Origin of the sequence: Rhodococcus sp. C3V, assembly GCF_029269915.1 — a bacterium.
In the GTDB taxonomy this organism is placed as follows: Bacteria; Actinomycetota; Actinomycetes; order Mycobacteriales; family Mycobacteriaceae; genus Rhodococcus_F; species Rhodococcus_F qingshengii.
This window is the reverse complement of the sequence record NZ_JARJBE010000007.1, coordinates 202,728-222,037: the sequence shown is the minus strand read 5'-3', so window position 1 is coordinate 222,037 and position 19,310 is coordinate 202,728. Positions and strand designations below refer to the sequence as shown.

The 19,310-nt window shown below is 61.5% G+C and carries 19 protein-coding genes; 14 read left to right on the top strand and 5 right to left on the bottom strand.

Going from position 1 to position 19,310, the window contains the following annotated elements:
• Positions 1–36 precede the first annotated feature (36 nt).
• Complete coding sequence (locus tag P3G66_RS19580; RefSeq protein ID WP_003943953.1) at positions 37–210, bottom strand: hypothetical protein; 174 nt, start codon at positions 208–210, stop codon at positions 37–39.
• A gap of 245 nt (positions 211–455) precedes the next feature.
• Here P3G66_RS19580 and P3G66_RS19575 point away from each other — a divergent pair, with 245 nt between their 5' ends.
• The 3 genes from P3G66_RS19575 to P3G66_RS19565 all read left to right on the top strand — a co-directional run bounded on the left by P3G66_RS19575 (position 456) and on the right by P3G66_RS19565 (position 1,952).
• The gene (locus P3G66_RS19575) at positions 456–1,139 is read left to right on the top strand and encodes a YceI family protein (RefSeq protein ID WP_020968178.1); all 684 of its coding nucleotides are present in this window, start codon (positions 456–458) and stop codon (positions 1,137–1,139) included.
• A gap of 123 nt (positions 1,140–1,262) precedes the next feature.
• Positions 1,263–1,613 carry a DUF202 domain-containing protein gene (locus P3G66_RS19570; RefSeq protein ID WP_003943804.1) on the top strand — a complete coding sequence of 117 codons (351 nt, stop codon included), beginning with the start codon at positions 1,263–1,265 and terminating at the stop codon, positions 1,611–1,613.
• A complete protein-coding gene (locus P3G66_RS19565) occupies positions 1,614–1,952 on the top strand; it encodes a DUF202 domain-containing protein (protein WP_003943794.1) in 339 nt (112 codons plus the stop codon).
• Here P3G66_RS19565 and P3G66_RS19560 read toward each other — a convergent pair.
• The gene (locus P3G66_RS19560) at positions 1,918–2,859 is read right to left on the bottom strand and encodes a sterol desaturase family protein (RefSeq protein WP_276117015.1); all 942 of its coding nucleotides are present in this window, start codon (positions 2,857–2,859) and stop codon (positions 1,918–1,920) included. The two genes, P3G66_RS19565 and P3G66_RS19560, sit on opposite strands and share 35 nt — an antisense overlap.
• Before the next feature lie 128 nt (positions 2,860–2,987).
• Here P3G66_RS19560 and P3G66_RS19555 point away from each other — a divergent pair, with 128 nt between their 5' ends.
• On the top strand, positions 2,988–3,443 hold the full coding sequence (locus P3G66_RS19555; RefSeq protein WP_003943908.1) for an Rrf2 family transcriptional regulator: 456 nt from the start codon (positions 2,988–2,990) through the stop codon (positions 3,441–3,443).
• A 12-nt stretch (positions 3,444–3,455) separates the two neighbouring features.
• On the opposite strand, the gene P3G66_RS19550 is transcribed toward P3G66_RS19555, so the two are convergent.
• A complete protein-coding gene (locus tag P3G66_RS19550; protein ID WP_003943790.1) occupies positions 3,456–4,565 on the bottom strand; it encodes a GGDEF domain-containing protein in 1,110 nt (369 codons plus the stop codon).
• A gap of 250 nt (positions 4,566–4,815) precedes the next feature.
• Between P3G66_RS19550 and P3G66_RS19545 the strand changes: the two genes are divergently transcribed.
• From P3G66_RS19545 to P3G66_RS19525, 5 genes are all read left to right on the top strand, one after another.
• The gene (locus P3G66_RS19545; RefSeq protein ID WP_007731646.1) at positions 4,816–5,445 is read left to right on the top strand and encodes a TetR/AcrR family transcriptional regulator; all 630 of its coding nucleotides are present in this window, start codon (positions 4,816–4,818) and stop codon (positions 5,443–5,445) included.
• Positions 5,446–5,516: 71 nt separating this feature from the next.
• Positions 5,517–7,871: an MMPL family transporter gene (locus tag P3G66_RS19540; RefSeq protein WP_042447716.1), complete on the top strand. Its 2,355-nt coding sequence runs from the start codon at positions 5,517–5,519 to the stop codon at positions 7,869–7,871.
• A gap of 114 nt (positions 7,872–7,985) precedes the next feature.
• A complete protein-coding gene (locus P3G66_RS19535; RefSeq protein ID WP_003943950.1) occupies positions 7,986–9,719 on the top strand; it encodes an ABC transporter ATP-binding protein in 1,734 nt (577 codons plus the stop codon).
• Complete coding sequence (locus tag P3G66_RS19530; protein ID WP_007731644.1) at positions 9,716–11,647, top strand: ABC transporter ATP-binding protein; 1,932 nt, start codon at positions 9,716–9,718, stop codon at positions 11,645–11,647. The genes P3G66_RS19535 and P3G66_RS19530 overlap by 4 nt, the downstream gene beginning before the upstream one ends.
• A gap of 70 nt (positions 11,648–11,717) precedes the next feature.
• A complete protein-coding gene (locus tag P3G66_RS19525; RefSeq protein ID WP_007731643.1) occupies positions 11,718–12,461 on the top strand; it encodes an IclR family transcriptional regulator in 744 nt (247 codons plus the stop codon).
• 5 nt (positions 12,462–12,466) lie between these two features.
• Here the strand turns inward: P3G66_RS19525 and P3G66_RS19520 are convergent, their stop codons facing one another.
• Together P3G66_RS19520 and P3G66_RS19515 are read right to left on the bottom strand one after the other, a co-directional pair.
• The gene (locus tag P3G66_RS19520) at positions 12,467–13,648 is read right to left on the bottom strand and encodes a multidrug effflux MFS transporter (RefSeq protein WP_054780783.1); all 1,182 of its coding nucleotides are present in this window, start codon (positions 13,646–13,648) and stop codon (positions 12,467–12,469) included.
• A 7-nt stretch (positions 13,649–13,655) separates the two neighbouring features.
• On the bottom strand, positions 13,656–14,507 hold the full coding sequence (locus tag P3G66_RS19515; RefSeq protein WP_007731641.1) for an alpha/beta hydrolase: 852 nt from the start codon (positions 14,505–14,507) through the stop codon (positions 13,656–13,658).
• A 101-nt stretch (positions 14,508–14,608) separates the two neighbouring features.
• Here P3G66_RS19515 and P3G66_RS19510 point away from each other — a divergent pair, with 101 nt between their 5' ends.
• The 5 genes from P3G66_RS19510 (at position 14,609) to P3G66_RS19490 (ending at position 19,282) form a co-directional block, all read left to right on the top strand.
• The gene (locus P3G66_RS19510) at positions 14,609–15,094 is read left to right on the top strand and encodes a MaoC family dehydratase N-terminal domain-containing protein (protein ID WP_007731639.1); all 486 of its coding nucleotides are present in this window, start codon (positions 14,609–14,611) and stop codon (positions 15,092–15,094) included.
• Positions 15,091–15,489 (top strand): hypothetical protein, encoded by a 399-nt coding sequence (locus P3G66_RS19505; RefSeq protein ID WP_021332874.1) that lies wholly within the window; start codon positions 15,091–15,093, stop codon positions 15,487–15,489. The genes P3G66_RS19510 and P3G66_RS19505 overlap by 4 nt, the downstream gene beginning before the upstream one ends.
• 81 nt (positions 15,490–15,570) lie before the next feature.
• Positions 15,571–16,860: an aromatic ring-hydroxylating dioxygenase subunit alpha gene (locus P3G66_RS19500; protein ID WP_007731634.1), complete on the top strand. Its 1,290-nt coding sequence runs from the start codon at positions 15,571–15,573 to the stop codon at positions 16,858–16,860.
• Positions 16,861–16,982: 122 nt separating this feature from the next.
• Entirely contained in the window at positions 16,983–18,326 is a 1,344-nt protein-coding gene (locus tag P3G66_RS19495; protein WP_276117014.1) for a peptidase dimerization domain-containing protein, read from the top strand.
• Positions 18,326–19,282, top strand: coding sequence for a catechol 1,2-dioxygenase (locus P3G66_RS19490; protein WP_204855054.1), 957 nt, complete (start codon positions 18,326–18,328; stop codon positions 19,280–19,282). Before P3G66_RS19495 ends, P3G66_RS19490 begins: the two co-directional genes overlap by 1 nt.
• Positions 19,283–19,310: the final 28 nt, after the last annotated feature.

The window sequence follows — 19,310 nt, the reverse complement described above, 5'->3', positions numbered from 1 at the left end:
AATCGAAAACCGGTTCTGTGTGCGCAATTCGAACGTTCAGGAGCGGCGGGCGATCCACTCTGCAGCGGCGGCATCGATGTCCTGCTTCAGCTTCTCGAAGAACGAAGGTGGCGGGGTGGGGATCAAATCTGCTGCGGTAGTGAGGGATCGACTGAGGGCGATCCGACGCTCGCGTAACTCGTCGTCGGTCAGGAGCGTCAGGTCCGCCATCGCGAGCTCCCTCGATCGGTGTGATTCGTGTTTCGGGCAGACCGTGCGCATCGGGATCGATGCATGATTCGATGCGCACGGCCCAGGCATTCCAGGCTGGGGGCCGGAATGCACAGTCGACTTTACCAAATGATTACTAATGGCTGTAGATGTGGCTCGCCTTCGGTGGTCGTGGAGCACTTTCACAGGGTTCTCCCAGGTCGTAAGTCCTGACAACTGTTGAAGCTGCAACTATCGTCGAGCCCATGAAAAAGATCTGGTGGATCGGCGGAGCAGTAGTTGTGGTCGTACTCGCCCTGCTTGTGGGGCCGTGGGCGTACGGGAAATTCATCGCTGAAGACGATGCGCCGGCGGCCGTGGTATCCACTCAGGGCGCAGAAGCGGCGTCCGGATCGATCGACGGGCAGTGGACCGTCGTCGCCGGGCAGGGGGACAACCAGACGGCAGCGGGATACACCGTGCACGAGATTCTGAACGGATCGAGTGTGACCGTCGTCGGAACCACCGGCGAGGTGAGCGGAAACGCGGTTGTCGAGGGTGAAAAGCTCACTTCCGGCGAAGTAACGGTGCAGGTGGCAAGCATCAAGACCGACTCGGATCGGCGGGACGGCCAGTTCACGGGCAATGTGATGGATACCAGCACGTATCCGACGGCGACGTTCACGATCGACTCGCCGGTGGACTTGTCTGCTGTACCGACGGACGGAACAACGGCGACGGTCACGGTGTCAGGAACGCTGACGCTCAAGGGTCAGTCCAAGCCGGTGTCGGTCGACATGACCGTGCTGCATTCGGGTGATTCGCTGATCGCATCGGGCTCGATTCCGGTCACCTGGACCGATTTCGGAGTCGAGCCTCCGTCCCTCGGTTTCGTCACCGTCGACGGCAGCGGCTCGGTGGACTTCCTGGTCTCACTCGCCGCGAGCTGAATTACGTCCACCCGATTCGCGCTGCTTCGGGGCGGGTAGGGAAGATTAAGGACATGACCTTCCTTTCTTCTTGTCCGCTCCGAAGGCAGTGTGCGATCTCTGCCCGGACGGAATGAACAGGTGATGCCCCGGTGGAGACCGTTCCGAACGGGCGAAGACCCCGATCCACGGTTCACGCTCGCCAATGAGCGGACATATCTGGCTTGGATCCGCACTGCAACGGCCTTCGTCGCGTCGGGCGTCGGACTCGAAGCGTTCGGCGGCGACATTCTCAATCCGACGGTTCGATCCGGCTTGGCCGCGTTGTTGCTCGTCGGCGGTGCTCTGATCGCCATCACTTCCTTTGTCCACTGGATCAGCGCCGAGCGTGCACTGCGAACTGAGCGCTCGTTGCCGGTGCCGCTCATGGCGCCGGTCGTCGGCATCGTGCTGGTGATCTGCGCAACCGTCCTGGTGGTCGAGGTCGTGAACTGATTGACCGCGCTGGAACCGTCGGAAGGTGTCAAGCCTCCGGACAAGGGCTTGCAGTCCGAGCGCACATCGCTCTCGTTCGTGCGTACGAGTCTGTCGATCCTCGGCTTGTCTGCCGCCTGTCTGAGATGGTTGCCGCCGTTCGGGTCGGTGGCCCTGATCGGCCCGTCCGTCGCTGCCGTGCTCGTCGTCGCGGTGACGGTCTACGAACGTCGGTCGCGGCCCAGGCGGTTGGCCCAGTTTTCGGCCGAAAAGGCAACGCCCGCTTTGGGTATGGGAGCAACTCTCGCGGTCGCTCTGCTCCTGCTCAGTGCGACGGGGCTGTGGATTCTGCTGAAGTGACCTCGGCTTTCGGCGCCCAGCCGGGCGGGCCGAACACGTAGCCGGCTCGCTGCCGCCACGATGTCGACGCCTTCCAATCACGAGCAATGGCAGCATATTCGCGCGTTTGGAGCTTCCAGATGTTGTACGTTCCGACCAGCGTCGTGAGTCCGTAGGTGGGCCGGTGGGTTTCGGCTGCGAAGGTTCCGAACATCCGGTCCCAGATGATGAGGATTCCGGCGTAGTTGCGGTCGAGGTACTCGGCGTCGGAGCCGTGGTGGACGCGATGGTGTGACGGCGTGTTGAAGATGAATTCGATGGGCCGCCAGAGTTTTCCGACACGTTCGGTGTGGACGAAGAACTGGTAGACGAGGCTGACGGAGAAGCCGACGAACACCATCCACGGCGGGATCCCGAGGAACGGCAACGGCAACCACATGATGATCTCACCGCTGTTGTTCCACTTCTGCCGCAGTGCGGTGCTGAAATTGAAGTACTCGCTCGAATGGTGAGCCTGGTGTGTGGCCCAGATGACTCGAACTCGGTGTGCGATGCGGTGATACGCGTAATAGAGGACGTCGATTCCGAGCAGCAGGATCACCCAGGTGTACCAGGCAGTCGGCGAGAGGTGCCACGGAGCGAGATACACCCAGATTGCGGAATAGCCGATCAGCGCCAGCACTTTCCAGAAGGTGCTCGTTGCGATCGACACGAGTCCGAGTAGAACGCTGGTTCTGGCGTCGACGCTTCGGTAGCCGCCCTGTGCCGGCCGTGCGCGTCCGTCGGCGTCGTCGGGATGATCTTCGAGCGCACGGGCCGCGAACCATTCGATTGCGAGGAAGATGACAAACGCGGGGATTGCGAGCGTAACGGGATCATGGAGCGGTTCGAGCAGTGACTTCCATGATTCGAGAAGGGTTTCCCACACGCGATTTGTCCTGTTCTCTAGCTCTGATCGTTACATCATGCATTAAAATGTAACGTCAGGGAACCCTTTGCGGCGAAGAACTCGCAGGTTTGTTGCGACTATTCATAGAACGATGGTAGGAATTGCCGGTGCATATCACCGCGAAGGTGGACTACGCCGTGCGGACTCTGGTCGAGCTCGCGGCAGTTGGTCCTGACCCGGCCAAGGCCGAGTTTCTCGCCAAATCCCAGGTAATACCCCACAAGTTCCTGGAAGCGGTGCTCTCGGACCTGCGGCGCGGCGGCTTGGTCAACAGCCGTCGAGGCCCGGACGGGGGATACTGGCTCGCTCGGTCCGCGGACGAGATCACGATTGCCGACGTCATACGAGCTGTCGAGGGACCACTGGCTTCGATTCGGGGTCAGCGACCGGAAGACGTCGACTACGGGGGACCGGCAACGCCCCTCAAGGAGGTGTGGATTGCAGTGCGAGTCAACCTCCGTGCTGTGCTCGAAAATGTCACACTCACCGATGTTGCAGGTGGAGAGTTGCCCGAGTTCATCCACGAACTGACGGCAGATCCCGAGGCGTGGAATCGGCGCTGATACAGCCCGGTTTCAGTGTGCCCGTCGACGCGGAACTGCCATAGGAGCAGTGTTCGCGGTGTTGCCTCCCGCGGATTTTGCGTCGTACATCAGATGATCGGCCGCAACGATTGCTCGGGAGAACTCGTTGTAGTCGAACTCTTCCTGATGTGGGATGAAAGGTAGCGTCGCTGCGCCGACGCTGACCGTGGCCAGGGGGTCGTCGGAGGCGTTCACCACGGCTTTGGGGAGCGTCGCGATTCGTTTGCGAAGTCCGTACGGAGTACCGATCATCACAACGGTGAACTCCTCGCCGCCGGTGCGCGCGGCGTAACCGAAACCGTTCACATGCGCCTGCAGGCGCGTTCCGGTCCGGATGATGACGGCGTCACCGACTTCGTGGCCGAACGTGTCGTTCACCGCCTTGAACTTGTCGATGTCGACGACGGCAACAGCAATGTCGGCACGATTTGCCGACGCGACCGACCAGATGCGCTCCGACATGTCCCACAGTCCTCGTCGGTTCAACAGGCCGGTAAGCGCATCCACTTTGGATCCCGTTGCGCGCGCGAGTAATTGCCGCCAGGTGAACTGAATCGTGGCCGGAATGAAGATCACGGCACACAGGACGACGTCCGTGCGTGCGATCACGCTGGTTGTCGAGTAGTCGCCGTTCGTCAGGCCGAGCACCGTCAGGGCGATGACAAATGTCGTGGCAAAGGCGAGATGGAAGGCCAACCAGCGGTAATCGAGAAAATAGGTGAAGTAGGCGCCGGTGGCGACAAAGAGTGCCGCGCCGAAGAGGGCGGCGTTATGGCTGGTGAAGGTGATGAGAATCGAGGCAGTTCCGAGATCTGCCCACAGTCCGTAGAGCTTGAGCATGCGTGAACCTCTGATTCGGCCGACAAACCAGAGAATCGTAGGGATCAGGTTGACGGTCGCAATGCCGACGAGCCAACTGCGCGCAAACGGTCCGTCCGGGCCCTCTCCGCTGAGGAGAAACAGGAACGCCACGATCGAGAAATTGAGTGAGCAGAACCCGATGGTGAGACGGACGAGACGTAGTACGGAGCCTCGTCCGGACTTCGATCCCCACAGCATCACCGTGGACGAAACCGGCCAGGTGTGCAGGAGCGGGTCCATCAGATTCCTTCGCCGAGCAAATTACGGTTAATTCACCGCAAAGTATGTCAGGCCATGTTGATTCACGCGTCAACTTGGCAGGGGGCGTCAGGCGGTGGAGTTGCTCGCAACTCTCTCTGTCGCGCTGTTCAGGCATTTGCCGTGCGTGAGTGTGAGGTACGCCTCGAGTTTCCGTGCCGTGTGTTCGATCGCACAATATTGCAGACCTCTGCAAAGTTGCAGAGCTCTGCAAGTTCGGTACCGTGTTGGGGTGATCATCGAACAAGGCCTTCGTGACCGCAAGAAGGCAGCAACCCGTGCCGCACTCAGCGGCGCGGCAGCACGGCTCGCTCGTGCGCTGGGGATCGAATGCGTCACCGCTGACGCAATCGCCTCCGAGGCCGGAGTGTCGACGAGGACGTTCCACAACTACTTCTCCAGCAAGGAGGAGGCAGTGCTCGCCAGTTTCGAGGAATCGGTGAACCTGTGGATCGAGGCGCTTGCGTCACGGCCCGCGGACGAACCAATTCTCGACGTCCTCGAAGAACTTGTGGTCGAAATCGTGAACGACTCAGGTCCGAGTGGGAGTGAGAAGGCAAGTATCTGGCTGCTGTCGGATTCGAGTCCCGCGCTCTACCGGGATGCCGCAGACATGCATCAGCGGATCAACCGTGCAGTCGTTCAGGCATTGGCGGAACGCACCGGTACCGACGCCGAGAAGGACCTGTACCCGACGCTCCTCCTGGGAGCGGTGGGCGGAGCCGCTAAATCGGTGATCGACGTCTGGACTGGCGGAAAGTCGGAGGCTTCCAGTCCGGAAGAGTTGGTTCACGACGCTTTTCGGCAGATTCGTGCCGGGTTGCCCGCGCCGCCGCCTGCCCCTGAGATGTCGCGTCCCTGAGATGTCTCGTCTCTGAGCCCCACACGTAATACCTGTCCACGTACACGCACCGAAACAGCAAGGAGCCCGTCGTGGCCACCTATCTTTATCGGATCGGCAAGTTCGCCTACCGGCGAAAAGGCGCGGTCCTCAGCGTTTGGCTGATAATCCTGGTCCTGATGGGCGTCGGGGCAGCGACTCTGTCCGGCCCCACCAAGGACTCGTTCTCCATTCCGGGAACCCCGGCGCAGCAGGCGCAAGACCTGATGGCGGAGCGTTTTCCCGACGCGCCCAATCCTATGGATTCGTTGAGCGCGCGATACGTAGTGCAAGCTCCGGCAGGCACGACGCTGGCCGATCCGGCGAACGTCAAGGCCATGGACGACATGCTCGCGAGTATTCGTGGCATCGACAAGGTCGCCGACTCTGCCAAGGTGGACCCGGCGACTGCCACTCCGGAACAGGCCGCGAAGGCGTTGGTCAATCCGGTTACCGGCAACGACTCCATGGTTGCGATGTTCAAGGAAAAGGCTGCTGCGGCTGGAACTTCCGAGACACAGGCCGTGGACGACGCGCGTGCGTTGTCGCCGCTCAGTGCCGACGGCACAGTCGGGTACGTCGAGGTTCCGTTCAGCGGTGACTTCGCCGATCTCGATCAGGCGTTGCGTGATTCGATCAACTCCGCAGCCGATGTCGGTCGGGCCGAGGGACTCAACGTCCAGGTCAGTGGTTCTGCTGCTCAGGAAGCGGAGATGCCCGGTGGTGTCACCGAGCTGATCGGTATCGCCGTTGCCGCAGTCGTTCTGGCCATCACGTTCGGTTCGCTTGTGGCCGCGGGGCTTCCGCTCCTCACCGCGATCATCGGTATCGCTATCGGCAGCCTCGGAATCACGGTTGCCACCGGATTCATGGATCTCAGTTCGATGACTCCGACGCTGGCGATCATGATCGGTCTGGCTGTGGCGATCGACTACTCGCTGTTCATCATGTCCAGGTTCAGGCATGAGCTCACCCTTACCGACAACCGTGCCGAAGCAGCAGGTCGCGCCGTCGGAACCGCCGGTTCCGCAGTGGTATTCGCTGGTTTGACGGTCATCATCGCGCTGGTTGCATTGCGCGTCGTCGGCATCCCGTTCCTCTCCGATATGGGTGCGGCAGCGGCCTTTACCGTGCTGATCGCGGTTCTGATCGCCTTGACCTTGCTGCCTGCGATCCTGGGTATGTTCGGACGCAAGGCTTTTGCCGGCAAGATTCCCTTCCTCAGCAAGCGCGCTGAGGAGTCCGAAGACGAAGATTCGGGCAAGCCGAAGTTGGCTCTGCGCTTCATCAGTGCCGTCGTCCGTCGTCCGCTGGTGCCGCTGATCGGTGGAGTAGTGCTTCTGGGCGCATTGGCTCTGCCCGCAACGGGATTGAGCCTGGCACTGCCGTCGGAGGCCACCGGTGACCCGGCGACCAGTGCGCGTCAGGCATACGACCTGATCGACGAGGGCTTCGGTGACGGTCGCAACGGACCGCTCATCGCCGTTGTCGACGCCAAGGATGCCAGCGTTCCCGCCGGGGAGGCCTTTGCGGAGGTCGTCTCGACCATCTCGGGCTTCGATGACGTCCAGAACGCACAGGTCGTCGGGGTCAACGAGGCCGGTGACACCGCGCAGGTACTGATCACTCCGAAGAGTGGTCCGACCGACCCCGCCACGATGGATCTGGTGTCCAGCCTTCGTGGAGCCGAAGGCGGACTCAACGATTCGATCGGCGTCAGCTACGGCATCACCGGTCAGACCGCACTCGAAGGCGACGTCTCGGACACGCTGAAGGATGCATTGGTGCCCTACCTGGCCGTCGTCGTCGGCCTTGCATTCATCTTGTTGCTCTTGGTGTTCCGTTCGATCCTGGTTCCGCTGACGGCGACGCTCGGCTTCCTGCTCAGCGTGCTCGCGACATTCGGTGCGACGGTGGCGATCTTCCAGCACGGTTGGTTGGGCATCATCTCGAACCCGCAACCACTCGTGAGTTTCATGCCGATCTTCCTGATCGGTGTGGTGTTCGGACTCGCGATGGACTACCAGGTGTTCCTCGTGACGCGTATGCGTGAGGAGTACGTCCACGGCGCGAGCGCGAAGGAGGCCGTGACCATCGGCTTCAACCATGGCGCCCGGGTCGTCAGTGCGGCCGCGGTCATCATGATCTCCGTGTTCGGTGCCTTCATCGCGGAACCGAACTCGTTCATCAAGTCGATCGGCTTCGCGCTTGCCGCGGCGGTGTTCTTCGACGCCTTCATTGTGCGCATGGTGATCATCCCGTCCGTCATGGCACTGCTCGGCGACAAGGCGTGGTGGTTGCCGAAGTGGCTGGACAAGATTCTGCCGAACGTCGACATCGAGGGTGAGAAGCTCAGCAAGGCCCTCCGTGAAGAAAAGGAAGCGGAGCTTCAGTCCGCATCTGCTTGATCTCTGCTGTGCGCCTTTATTAACCCCCCGCGGTTAATAAAGGCGCACAGCAGTTTTTGTGTATCGAAATATCCAGCGGCACATGTCGGCCAGGATTGGTAACCTTCGCTCACTATGCTGATCAGGCTGCTGCGCACTTATCTGACGCCGTACCGGGGTGAACTCACGGGCGTTGTCGTCCTGCAGTTTATTTCGACTATGGCGGCCCTTTACCTTCCGAGTCTCAACGCCGACATCATCGACAACGGCGTGACGAAAGGCGACACCGGCTACATCCTCTCCACCGGCGGGATGATGCTGATGGTCACGCTCACGCAGATCCTGTGCTCGGTGGGGGCCGTCTTCTTCGGTGCGCGAGTCGCCATGGGCGTCGGACGCGATCTCCGGGCTTCGGTGCTGCATCAGGTCGGGACGTTTTCGGCCCGAGAGGTCGGGCACTTCGGTGCGCCTTCGCTGATCACCCGCAACACCAACGACGTCCAGCAAGTGCAGATGATGGTCGTGATGAGTTGCACCATCCTCGTCATGGCGCCGATCATGTGCGTCGGCGGCATCATCATGGCTCTGCGCCAGGACCTGAATCTGTCCTGGATCCTGGGGATCAGCGTCCCGCTGCTCGTAGTCTCGATGGGTTTCCTGATTGCCCGGATGGTCCCCGGATTCAGGGTCATGCAGGGCCGCCTCGACGCCGTCAACCGTGTTCTTCGCGAACAGATCACGGGCATCCGTGTCGTCCGAGCGTTTGTACGGGAACCGTACGAGGTAGAGCGTTTCGGCGATGCCAACCGTGAGCTGACGGAGACTGCACTCGGCGTCGGCCGCCTCATGGCACTGATGTTCCCGCTCGTGATGCTGATCAGCAATGTCACCAGCGTCGCGGTCATCTGGTTCGGTGGCCATCAGATCAACGAGGGCTCGATGCAGATCGGCTCGCTCACCGCGATGCTCAGCTACATCATGCAGATCCTGATGGCCGTCATGATGGCCACCTTCATGGCGGTGATGCTGCCGCGTGCGTCGGTGTGCGCCGAACGTATCTCCGAGGTGCTCGACACGGATTCGTCGGTGATTCCGCCCGAGAACCCGGTCCGAGAACTGAAGGACCCGGGAGTCGTCGAACTTCGTGGCGCTCAGTTCCAGTTCCCCGGAGCCGAGGAACCTGTATTGCGCGACATCACGTTCCGTGCCGAACCCGGCAAGACGACGGCGATCATCGGCGGCACCGGATCGGGAAAGACCACTCTGCTCAACCTGATTCCGCGGTTGATCGACTCCACCTCCGGATCGGTATCGGTGGGCGGCGTCGACGTCCGCGACATCGACACGGAGCTGCTCTGTTCGGTGATCGGTCTGGTCCCGCAGAAGCCGTATCTGTTCTCCGGCACTGTCGCCACCAATCTCCGCTACGGAAACCCCGAAGCTACCGACGAATGGCTGTGGGAGTGCCTCGAGATCGCCCAAGCTGCCGACTTCGTTCGCGCCATGCCCGAAGGCCTGGACACACCGGTGGCACAAGGCGGTACGACGGTATCGGGCGGCCAGCGTCAGAGACTCGCCATCGCCAGAGCGTTGGTGCGTAAGCCACAGATCTATCTGTTCGACGATTCCTTCTCGGCACTCGACCTCACTACTGATGCGAGGCTGCGTGCGGCGCTCCGGCCGGTCACGCAAGACGCCTGCATCGTCGTTGTCGCGCAGCGTATTTCCACCATCGTGGAAGCCGATCAGATCATCGTGCTCGACGACGGCGCCATCGTGGGGATCGGCACGCACGACGAACTCGTGGTCAGTTGTCCCACCTACGGCGAAATCGTCGCCTCTCAGCTAGCCGTACAGGACGCATCATGAGCAATCGACCGACTTCCTCGCCTCCCATCGGCCCGCCCGGCGGCGGCGATCCCACAAAGAAGGCCATGAACTTCGGCCCTTCGCTCAAACGTCTCCTCGGTCGCTTGAGCCCCGACAAGCCGATCGTCGTCCTGATCTTCGCTTTGGTGACGGCAAGCGTCGTACTTTCCTCGATCGCGCCGAAGATCCTGGGAAACGCCACCAACCTGATCTTCGACGGCATCGTCAGCAAGCAACTCCAGCCGGGGACGACAAAGGAACAGGCTGTCGAAGGATTGCGCGCTTCGGGGCAGGGTCAGCTCGCCGACATGGTGTCCGGCATGGCAGTTGTGCCTGGAACCGGAATCGATTTCGACGCAGTCGGCAAGGTCTTGATGATCGTGCTGCTGCTGTTCGTCTGCGCGTCGCTGTTCAGTTGGCTGCAGGCGTATCTGCTCAACATCGTGGTCCAGCGAACCGTTCGTCGTCTGCGTGAGGACGTCGAGCAGAAGATTCACCGACTTCCCTTGCGGTACTTCGATACCCATGCCCGCGGTGATGTTCTCTCACGCGTGACCAATGATATCGACAACGTCGCGCAGAGCTTGCAGCAGACGCTCAGCCAGTTGGTCATGTCGGTGATGACCGTCCTGGGCATTCTGGTGATGATGCTGTGGATCTCACCGCTGCTCGCCTTGATCGCGGTGGCAACTGTTCCGCTGTCGATCATGGTGACGGCGTTTATCGCGAAGCGTTCACAGAAGCACTTCGTGGCGCAGTGGAAGAGCACCGGCGGAATCAACGCGCAGGTCGAGGAAGCATTCAGCGGCCACGAGTTGGTCAAGGTGTTCGGTCGCCAGCAGGAGGTCGAGGAGCGCTTCCGCAAGCAGAACGAGGATCTGTACGAGTCCAGCTTCAAGGCGCAGTTCATTTCCGGTCTGGTCATGCCGGCCGTGATGTTCCTGGGCAACCTCAACTACGTCGCCATCGCAGTGGTGGGTGGCATGCGCGTCGCATCCGGAACGATGACGCTCGGCGATGTGCAAGCGTTCATCCAGTACTCGCGGCAGTTCACCCAGCCGCTCACGCAGATAGCGTCGATGACCAATCTGCTGCAGTCCGGCGTCGCTTCGGCCGAGCGGGTCTTCGCGCTGCTCGACCAAGACGAGCAGTCGGAGGACCCGAAGAGCGCGAAGTCGCCCACGGTCGACAAGGGGCGCGTCAAGTTCGAGAACGTCACCTTCAGTTACAAGCCGGAACAGCCGCTGATCGAGGACCTGTCCCTGACTGCCGAGCCGGGCCAGATGGTTGCGATCGTCGGACCCACCGGCGCAGGCAAGACCACCCTCGTCAACCTCATCCTGCGGTTCTACGAACTCAATTCGGGCCGAATCACTTTGGACGGCATCGACATCGCCGACATGACGCGAGACGATCTGCGCTCACGGATCGGCATGGTTCTGCAGGACGCATGGCTGTTCGGTGGAACCATCCGCGAGAACATCGCCTACGGCAAGCCTGGTGCCACCGACGAGGAGATTCGTCGTGCGGCCGAGATGAGCTACGTCGACAAGTTCGTGCACTCTCTGCCTGAGGGTTACGACACGGTCATCGACGAGGAAGGCAGCAACGTCAGTGCGGGCGAGAAGCAGCTCATCACTATCGCCCGCGCCTTCATCTCGCAGCCGTCCATCCTGATCCTCGACGAGGCGACCAGTTCGGTGGACACGCGCACCGAACTGCTGGTCCAGAGCGCCACCGCGGTTCTGCGCAACGACCGAACCAGCTTTGTCATCGCGCACCGTCTTTCGACAATTCGTGATGCGAACCTGATCGTGGTGATGGAGGAAGGCCGGATCGTGGAGCAGGGGAGCCATGAGGCTCTGCTCGAATCCCGCGGCGCGTACTTCCGTCTGTACAACAGCCAATTCGTGGGCGCGGAGATCTGATGCCTCAGTAGACTGGAGCAGACTTGGTCCGCTGGGTGGACCACATTCTGTGTACTGGAGGCGCTCGGCGATGCATTCGTTGCTGGGGAAAGCGCGCCTGATACTCGATTCCTTCGATGCGGATTCGGGTGCGCTGTCGCTGACCGAACTTGCGAATCGGAGTGGTGTTGCGAAGGCGACGGTGCATCGAATAGCCGGTGAACTGGTGTCTCTTGGTCTACTGGAACGGGTCGGAACCAAGTACAGGTTGGGGTTACGGCTCTTCGAACTGGGGCAGTTGGTTCCTCGTCAACGTATTCTGCGCGAGGTGTCCTTGACGTATGTGCAGGATCTTCACGCGGCGACCCGGGAGACGGTTCACCTCGCGATTCGCGACGGCCTCGATGTTCTGTACATCGACAAGATCTCCGGTCATCACGGGGTGGACCTGCCGTCGCGGGTGGCTGGCCGGCTGCCGATGTATGCCACGGCAACCGGCAAAGCGATACTCGCGTACTCACCGGATTCCGTTTTTCGAGCGGTAACAGGCAACGGATTTGTCGAGTTCACCGATCGGACGGTGAACTCGGAAGACGGGTTACGTAGGCAACTCGACGCTGTTCGTTCGCAGCAGTTGGCGGTCGAGACCGAGGAGGTTCGCCTGGGAACATCGAGTATCGCTGCCCCGATCTTCGGTGGACTTGGTGAAGCAGTTGCCGCGATCGGTGTGTCGAGTCCGCGGTATCGAATGGACACCGAGCGTTTTGCCGAACCGTTGCGCGCGGCGGCCGAAGGGATCAGCCGGAAGGTATCGGTTCTCGAACGCTCGGCATAACCGTTTTATCGACGCACGCAGAGCAGCGCGATCACGCCGAGAACCGAAGCCCCGGTCATGGAGATGGCCACGGCAAGACTGGTGTTGCCGAGAAGGCCGACGATGGGCGCAACCACAGCGGCAGCGCCGAACTGCGCAAATCCGATCAGCGCGGCTGCTGAGCCTGCGGCTTCTCCGTGACGGGACAGTGCAACCGCCGGTGCGTTGGGCATGACAAAACCCGTTGCGCAGAGCATCAGCAGGATGGGGACGGCAAACCCGACGAATCCCCACGAGTTGGTGGCGGCAACAACAACAAATGCAGCGCCGACGGCACTACTGCCCCACATTGCCCAGATCGTGATGGAATTCGGCGACCACCGGCCGAGAAGCACGACGTTGAGCTGGGACGAACCGATCAGAACGACGGCGCCGCCGGCAAAGGCAAATCCGTATGCGGTGGGGCTCAGTCCGAACTGTTCCTGCATCACGTAGGACGACGCGGCGATGTACGACCACAAAACGCCGCGGCCGAGACCGCACACGAGCACCAACACCATGAAGTGGGCATCCTTGCCGAGCGCAATGTAGTTTCGCGCGATGGCGCCGATGCCCTTGCCCGACCGATTCTCGGGTGGAAGTGTTTCCGGCAGCGATACTGCCGCGAGTGCGATCATCGCGATGCCCAGGATGAAGAGAGCGAGAAAGACTCCGCGCCACTGTGTTACGGACATCAGTGCCCCGCCGATGGAGGGGGCCAGGATGGGCGCTACGCCCATGACCAACATCAGCCGCGAAAGTACAACTGCCGCATCGTGTCCGGTGAATAGATCACGAACGATTGCCATCGCGATCACGCCTGTCGCGGCGGCGCCGAAACCTTGAAGGGTTCGCAGCGCAGTGAGGACTTCGATGGACGGAGCAAAGAAGCAGGCCAACGACGCGCCGACGTGAATTACTGTGCCCACGAGCAGGGGACGTCGACGTCCGTAGATGTCGGACAGTGGGCCGATGAGCAACTGGCCGAAAGCCAGACCCAGCAGTGTGCCCGTCAGGGTCAGCTGAACCATCGTGTCCGACGTGCCGAATTCCTGCGTGATCTGTGGCAGCGCAGGAAGATACATGTCGACGGTGAACGGCCCGAGGGCGGTGAGAATTCCGAGAAGCAGTACCAATCGGATCCGTGCACCGCCCGTCGGGGCGATCACCGTTCGTTCAGTTGTGCTGTTGGTCAAGGAAACCCGAAACTACACTGTAGTAGTCGTATGGTCGTTCTTCCTGAAGATGATGCGACGCCTTGTCCATGATGTAGAGATGGCCATGGGGAATCATCCGCGCAAGCATGAGCGGGTAGTCCGGGGTGAGGAATGCGTCGTGCATGCCCCAGGCGAAGAGCGTCGGCGCCTGGATCTGGCCGAGTTCAGCTGTGAGATCCTGCCAATCGCCACGAGGTGAGTCCGCCGAGGCAGCCAGGGCCATTTCTTCGGGGTCGAGACTTTGCTCGTATCGCATCTGGAGGGTTTCGGCGGGCAACTTCGATCCGTCGAACCATTCGAGACTGGTGATCAAGGTGCGGAGTTTTTCGAGGGTGGGGCCGGTGCCGCCGTAGTAGACGTCGCGGGCGTTGCGGCCACGACGGCCATCCTCGGGGAGCGGCGCGAGTGGACCGTAGAAGACGGGCATGCTGCCCGTGATCACCAGGGAGCGAACGCGTTCCGGGTACTTTGCCGCAAGATTGAGCGCTATGGTGCCGCCCCACGAGTTGCAGACGAAGTCTGCGCGTTCGATTCCGAGTTCGTCGAGCAGGGCAACCACCTTGGCGGCGTGGAAGTCCCACATTGGGCCGGCGATGGTGCACTTGTCGGACCGACCGTATTGCAGCAGATCAACGAGAATCGCTCGTCGATCCGAGGCGAAGAGCGGTGCCACTGGCCCGAAGTCGGACCACGCAGTGCAGCCGGGGCCGCCTCCGTGCAGGAAAATCGTGGGGTCGCCCTCGCCGAGGTCGTAGTAATGGAATGTGACGCCATCTGCTTTGGCGTACAAGCTCTTCGGTTGATCAGCCATGGCTATACCTGACCTCGAGGTGAGCGGTATGGGAAGTATCGCGGTCCGGCAGGCGAACCCGGTTCGTGGCTGTGAGACTTCCGAATGCCTAGCGTGCTGGCATGAGAACAGAACTCGAGCACGCGCGTGATCGCGCGGAGGCGATGATCGGTACGCGGGAAACGCGAGAGTTGGGAACGGTGCGTCCGGCGGAGTCGGTTGCGTTTGCGGTTGCCACCGCCGAGACGGACCCCCGGTTTCTCGACCCGGAGCACCCGGCATTTGCCGTCCATCCGATGTATCTGCCTTCGCTTTTGCGAGGACCGCAAGGTGGCTCCGATCGAGAGTATCGAGCAGACGGCATGTTCCGTGACGAAGTGCCGGGCACAGACGGTATCGACGTGCGCTTGATGGCCGGCGGGCAGAGTGTGACTTTCTTGCGACCGGCCCCGCTGGGTGAGGCTGTCGTCGTAGGGCGAGTACTCGATACCGTGACGACCAAGGGCCGGGCTCCGGACGAGTTTCTGCTGCTCTCGGTCACCAAGACTTACCGGGGTGCGCAGTCCGGCGCATTCGCCGAGGTCGTCGAGAAGTTCATCGTCCGATGACCGAAACAGTAGTCGTGGGCACGCCGATCGAATCGGTGACCTTGGTCTGCGATCCGGTTCGGATCCTTCGATTCGGGGCGTCGACGCACAATTCGCACCGTATTCACTACGACGCCTCCTATGCGCAGACGGAGGGGTTGTCCGCACCGGTGGTCATGGCCCAGTTGCAGGGCACGCTGTTCTTTCGTGCCGCGTCACACTTTGCCGGTGGATACGAAGGAGTTGTGTCCGTCTCCTGGCAGAATCGTGCGCCCGCGCCCGTCGGAACCACACTCGAGGTGTCGGGTGAAGTGTCCCAAATCGACAGTGACCAACTAACTTTGGCATTGCGGGAGCATTCGGACAATGGCGTGCTGTGTGCCGTCGGAACCGCTGTGGTGGTCCGGGTCTGCTGAGCGAACCGAATCCATTGGCGTAGACCGCAATCTCACCCAAGATCTGTTTCATTCAAACGTTCAGTGTCGAGAGGACTTCACATGACTGGTGTCGAGGCGTCGGAAGCCACGTTCGCGCTGCCCGAGCGGCCACGAGCGGCCGGTCGGCAGGATTGGACGGCATGGCCGGGTTACAACGCAGCCGGCAGCGGATACCGCGGTTACTGGTACCCGGTCACGTGGTCGAACCACATCACCAAAGACCCCAAGAGCTTCACCATCTGTGGTGAAAAGCTGGCGATCATCCGCGACGCAGGCAAGGCATATGCCCTGCACGATCGGTGCCCGCACCGCGGCGTTCCGTTGTCCGAGGGCGATCAGCAGTTCCCGGGAACTGTCAGCTGCCCGTACCACGGCTGGACGTACCGGCTCACTGACGGCAAGCTGGCCGCGGTCATCACCGACGGTCCGGATTCCAAGATCTGCGGCAAGCTGAACGTCCAGACCTATGCGATCGAGGAGCGACTCGGTCTGGTGTGGGTGTACATCCCGATCGCCAACGAGCCGGCGCCGTCCATCGACGACCAGTTGCCGCGTGAGCTGGTGGAGAACAAGGGTATCGTCGGTGGTCGGATTCAGCCCCGAGAAGGCAACTGGCGCTTCGCATGTGAGAACGGTTTCGACGAGGGACATGCGAAGTACCTGCACCGCACCGCATTGTGGCGTCTGTTCAAGCCGATGCCGACGTGGAACATCACGAGCATCGTTCCGGAGGGACGCTGGATCTACCGCGTGCAGGAAGAGGTGTACTGGGAGGCGGAATTCCCGGGCGTGGGAACCTGGACGAACAAGCGGTGGTGGAAGAAGAAGCCGGACGAGACCCAGATTTCGCAGATCGGAAACGTCGGCGCCGGTCTGGACGTCAATCCTGTGATCGCAGCTCAGAACTTCCCCGGTTTTGCTTCACTGTCCATGCCGGGTGTCCTGCGCATCGCGTACCCCAAGTTCATTCACTACGAGTTCTACGTCCCGGTGGACGAAGACAACCACAAGTACGTCGGCCTCATGGTCAACTTCGTCTCCGGCGCAGCAAAATTGGGCTTCTACGCCAAGTACCTCGGCGCGATCCGCTGGCTGTTCCACGGTCAGTTCTCGGGTCAGGATGCGTGGATGGTCGAGGTCACCGACGCACCGCCGGAGAAGCTGTACCGACCGGACGTGTCGCTGACGACGTGGCGAAATCTGGCAGAGGAAGAGTACGCCGAGAAGATCGCCGACGCGGCCAAGCACACCCCCAAGGCGCCGGTCAGGCCCACCCGAGAGCGCCGGACGCCAACGCCCCGCTCGGCCCCTGTCGCCGACGCTCAGATTCCCACCGGCACCAGCGAATAGGAGAGATACATGTTCAAGATTCTGACGGCTGTCGCTATCGGTGCCGCTGTTGCAGTGGCAGTTCCCAAGCTGTGGCAGCTGGCCGGCGAGCGCAGCAATACTCAGGTACATCAGGTCAATCCATGACCACTGCGAGGGCCGATGCTCTCGCAGGCCTAGGCGACGAGCGCCGGGAATGGGTCGAGCGAGCCTACGCCCATGTCGATCGTGCGCGATTGCGGGATCTCGCCACTTCGGTGGTCAACATTCCCAGTCCGACGGGTGACGAAGCACCGCTGGCCCGCCACATCACGGCGGTCCTGGCAGCGTCGGGCATCGAGGCCCACACAATGGATCTCGATGATCGGCAAGCGAACTCGTGGGGAAGGCTCCGCGGTGACGGGTCCGGACCGGACCTGTTGCTGTATGCGCCGATCGACACCGTCACGACCGGCGATCCGGCGGAAGACCTGCCGTGGGTGGGAAATGAGCTGCGAGCGGATCTGACGACGCACGCCCAGTTCGACGAGAACTACGTGATCGGATTGGGTGCGTCGAACCCCAAAGGCCACGCCGTCTGCATTGTCGCGGCGGCCGAAGCAATTGCCGCAGCCGGTATTCCGCTCCGCGGTGACCTGGTGCTCGGATTCGGCGCCGGTGGTATGCCGACCAATGCCCGCCCCGGTGTCGGAAACCCCCGACGCAACACCGGCCAGGGCGTCGGCTGCTCGTTCCTCCTGGAACAGGGAGTGTGGGCGGACTGCGCGTTGATCGCCAAGCCCGGCTGGACGGTCTCCTGGGAAGAAGTGGGACTGGCCTGGTTCGAGATCACGGTGCACGGTCTGCACACCTACGTCGGCTCGCGCCACCGGTTGCCGTACCGCAACGCGATTACCGCAGCCGGCGAGGTGGTCGCCAAGTTGGAGGAATGGTTCCCGAAGTACTCGGCGGCGCATCAGGACGGTTTGGTTGCGCCTCAGGGGATCGTTGCCAACATCCGCGGCGGGTGGGAGCGAACAGCGTCGTTCACCCCCGAGCAGGTGCGCCTTACCGTTGATCTACGGCTCAGCCCGCGGACGACGCCCACCGCGGCCAAGCGCGAACTCAAAGCCGTCGTTGCGGAGATCGCACAATCGCTGGATCTGCAGATCGACGTCGAACAGGTTCTTGCCATCCCCGGTGAGGGTTCCGACCCTCGAATGTGGTTGCGCCGCGCCGCAGTCCACGCGTGGGAAGCTGCCGAAGGAGAGCCGCATCAGGACTTCTTCGACGCGAGTGGAGCCACCGACGCAAACATCCTGCGCAGCCGCGGCATCCCGACGATTCGGGTGGGTATGCCCAAGGTGGTCGACGCACCGTTCGAGGTGGACTTCGCGATGGGGATGAACACTGTGGACCTGGCTGCGGCGGAGAGATTTACGAAGTATCTGATCCGAGTGGCCCTCGACACCGTCACCCGCTCGCTCGAGGAAGTAGGAATCGACTGATGGCGAAGATAGTTCTGGGTATCGGTGCCTCCCACAGCACCTTGATGAACACCCATTGGGAAGAGACGACGCACAAGGCGGAGGCCGAACGCTTCCGGGACGCGCTGTATCTGAGCCGGGAGAAGATCGCGGCGTCGAAACCCGATGTTGTCTTGATTTTCGGCTCCAACCACTTTCGCGGTTTCTGGCTGGATCTGATTCCGGCGTTCACTCTCGGCGTCGGAGAGTGCATTTCCAGTGGCGAGTCAGGAACACCCAAGGGGCCGCAACGGGTCGACGTGGAGTTCGCCAGGCACCTTGCAAACGAGCTGATCGAAGGTGGCCGGTTCGATCTTGCCTACTCGGCGCGATTGCAGATCGATCATGGTCAGTCTCACGCGATTCAGTACCTTCTCGACGGAATCGATGTTCCGATAGTTCCGTTGGTGGTCAACGTATTCGCGCCGCCCCTCCCGACGTTCAAGCGATGTGAGGAGGTGGCGAAGGCCCTGCGGGATGCCGTTGCGTCGTATCCGGCGGATACCCGGGTCGTGGTGATCGCGTCCGGTGGATTGTCTCATCGTCTGCCCTGGCCGGACTGGCGGGATCCGCACGGTGAGGACGAGGATTTCATGGTTCAAGCCTGGCTGGACGGCCGGGAGAACTGGTCCGACTACGACGTCCGGCGACGCCAGATCATCCGCGCAGCCGATGCCGCGATCACTCCGGAGTTCGATGACCGAATTCTTGATCTGTTTGCCAGCGGCAAGGCAAGTGAGCTTGCCGAGTTCACGACGCAGCAGATCGAAGACGAGGCGGGCAACGGTGCGCAGGAGTTGCGGACCTGGCTCATGATGGCCGCGATGCTCGACTACGTTCCGGGTGAACCCCTTGCCTACGAAGCGATTCCCGAGTGGCTCACCGGTATGGGTGTCACGATTCTCGATCCAGCTGGAACAGACAGCGCAACAACATAATCTGCACCTTCAGTAAAGGAAGTTTCTC

What these genes read in the sequence shown, in the direction of transcription:
- P3G66_RS19580 (WP_003943953.1), bottom strand. Translation starts at nt 210, where the DNA reads ATGGCGGACCTGACGCTCCTGACCGACGACGAGTTACGCGAGCGTCGG.
- P3G66_RS19575 (WP_020968178.1), top strand. Translation starts at nt 456, where the DNA reads ATGAAAAAGATCTGGTGGATCGGCGGAGCAGTAGTTGTGGTCGTACTC.
- P3G66_RS19570 (WP_003943804.1), top strand. Translation starts at nt 1,263, where the DNA reads ATGCCCCGGTGGAGACCGTTCCGAACGGGCGAAGACCCCGATCCACGG.
- P3G66_RS19550 (WP_003943790.1), bottom strand. Translation starts at nt 4,565, where the DNA reads ATGGACCCGCTCCTGCACACCTGGCCGGTTTCGTCCACGGTGATGCTG.
- P3G66_RS19535 (WP_003943950.1), top strand. Translation starts at nt 7,986, where the DNA reads ATGCTGATCAGGCTGCTGCGCACTTATCTGACGCCGTACCGGGGTGAA.
- P3G66_RS19530 (WP_007731644.1), top strand. Translation starts at nt 9,716, where the DNA reads ATGAGCAATCGACCGACTTCCTCGCCTCCCATCGGCCCGCCCGGCGGC.
- P3G66_RS19525 (WP_007731643.1), top strand. Translation starts at nt 11,718, where the DNA reads ATGCATTCGTTGCTGGGGAAAGCGCGCCTGATACTCGATTCCTTCGAT.
- P3G66_RS19515 (WP_007731641.1), bottom strand. Translation starts at nt 14,507, where the DNA reads ATGGCTGATCAACCGAAGAGCTTGTACGCCAAAGCAGATGGCGTCACA.
- P3G66_RS19510 (WP_007731639.1), top strand. Translation starts at nt 14,609, where the DNA reads ATGAGAACAGAACTCGAGCACGCGCGTGATCGCGCGGAGGCGATGATC.
- P3G66_RS19505 (WP_021332874.1), top strand. Translation starts at nt 15,091, where the DNA reads ATGACCGAAACAGTAGTCGTGGGCACGCCGATCGAATCGGTGACCTTG.
- P3G66_RS19500 (WP_007731634.1), top strand. Translation starts at nt 15,571, where the DNA reads ATGACTGGTGTCGAGGCGTCGGAAGCCACGTTCGCGCTGCCCGAGCGG.
- P3G66_RS19495 (WP_276117014.1), top strand. Translation starts at nt 16,983, where the DNA reads ATGACCACTGCGAGGGCCGATGCTCTCGCAGGCCTAGGCGACGAGCGC.
- P3G66_RS19490 (WP_204855054.1), top strand. Translation starts at nt 18,326, where the DNA reads ATGGCGAAGATAGTTCTGGGTATCGGTGCCTCCCACAGCACCTTGATG.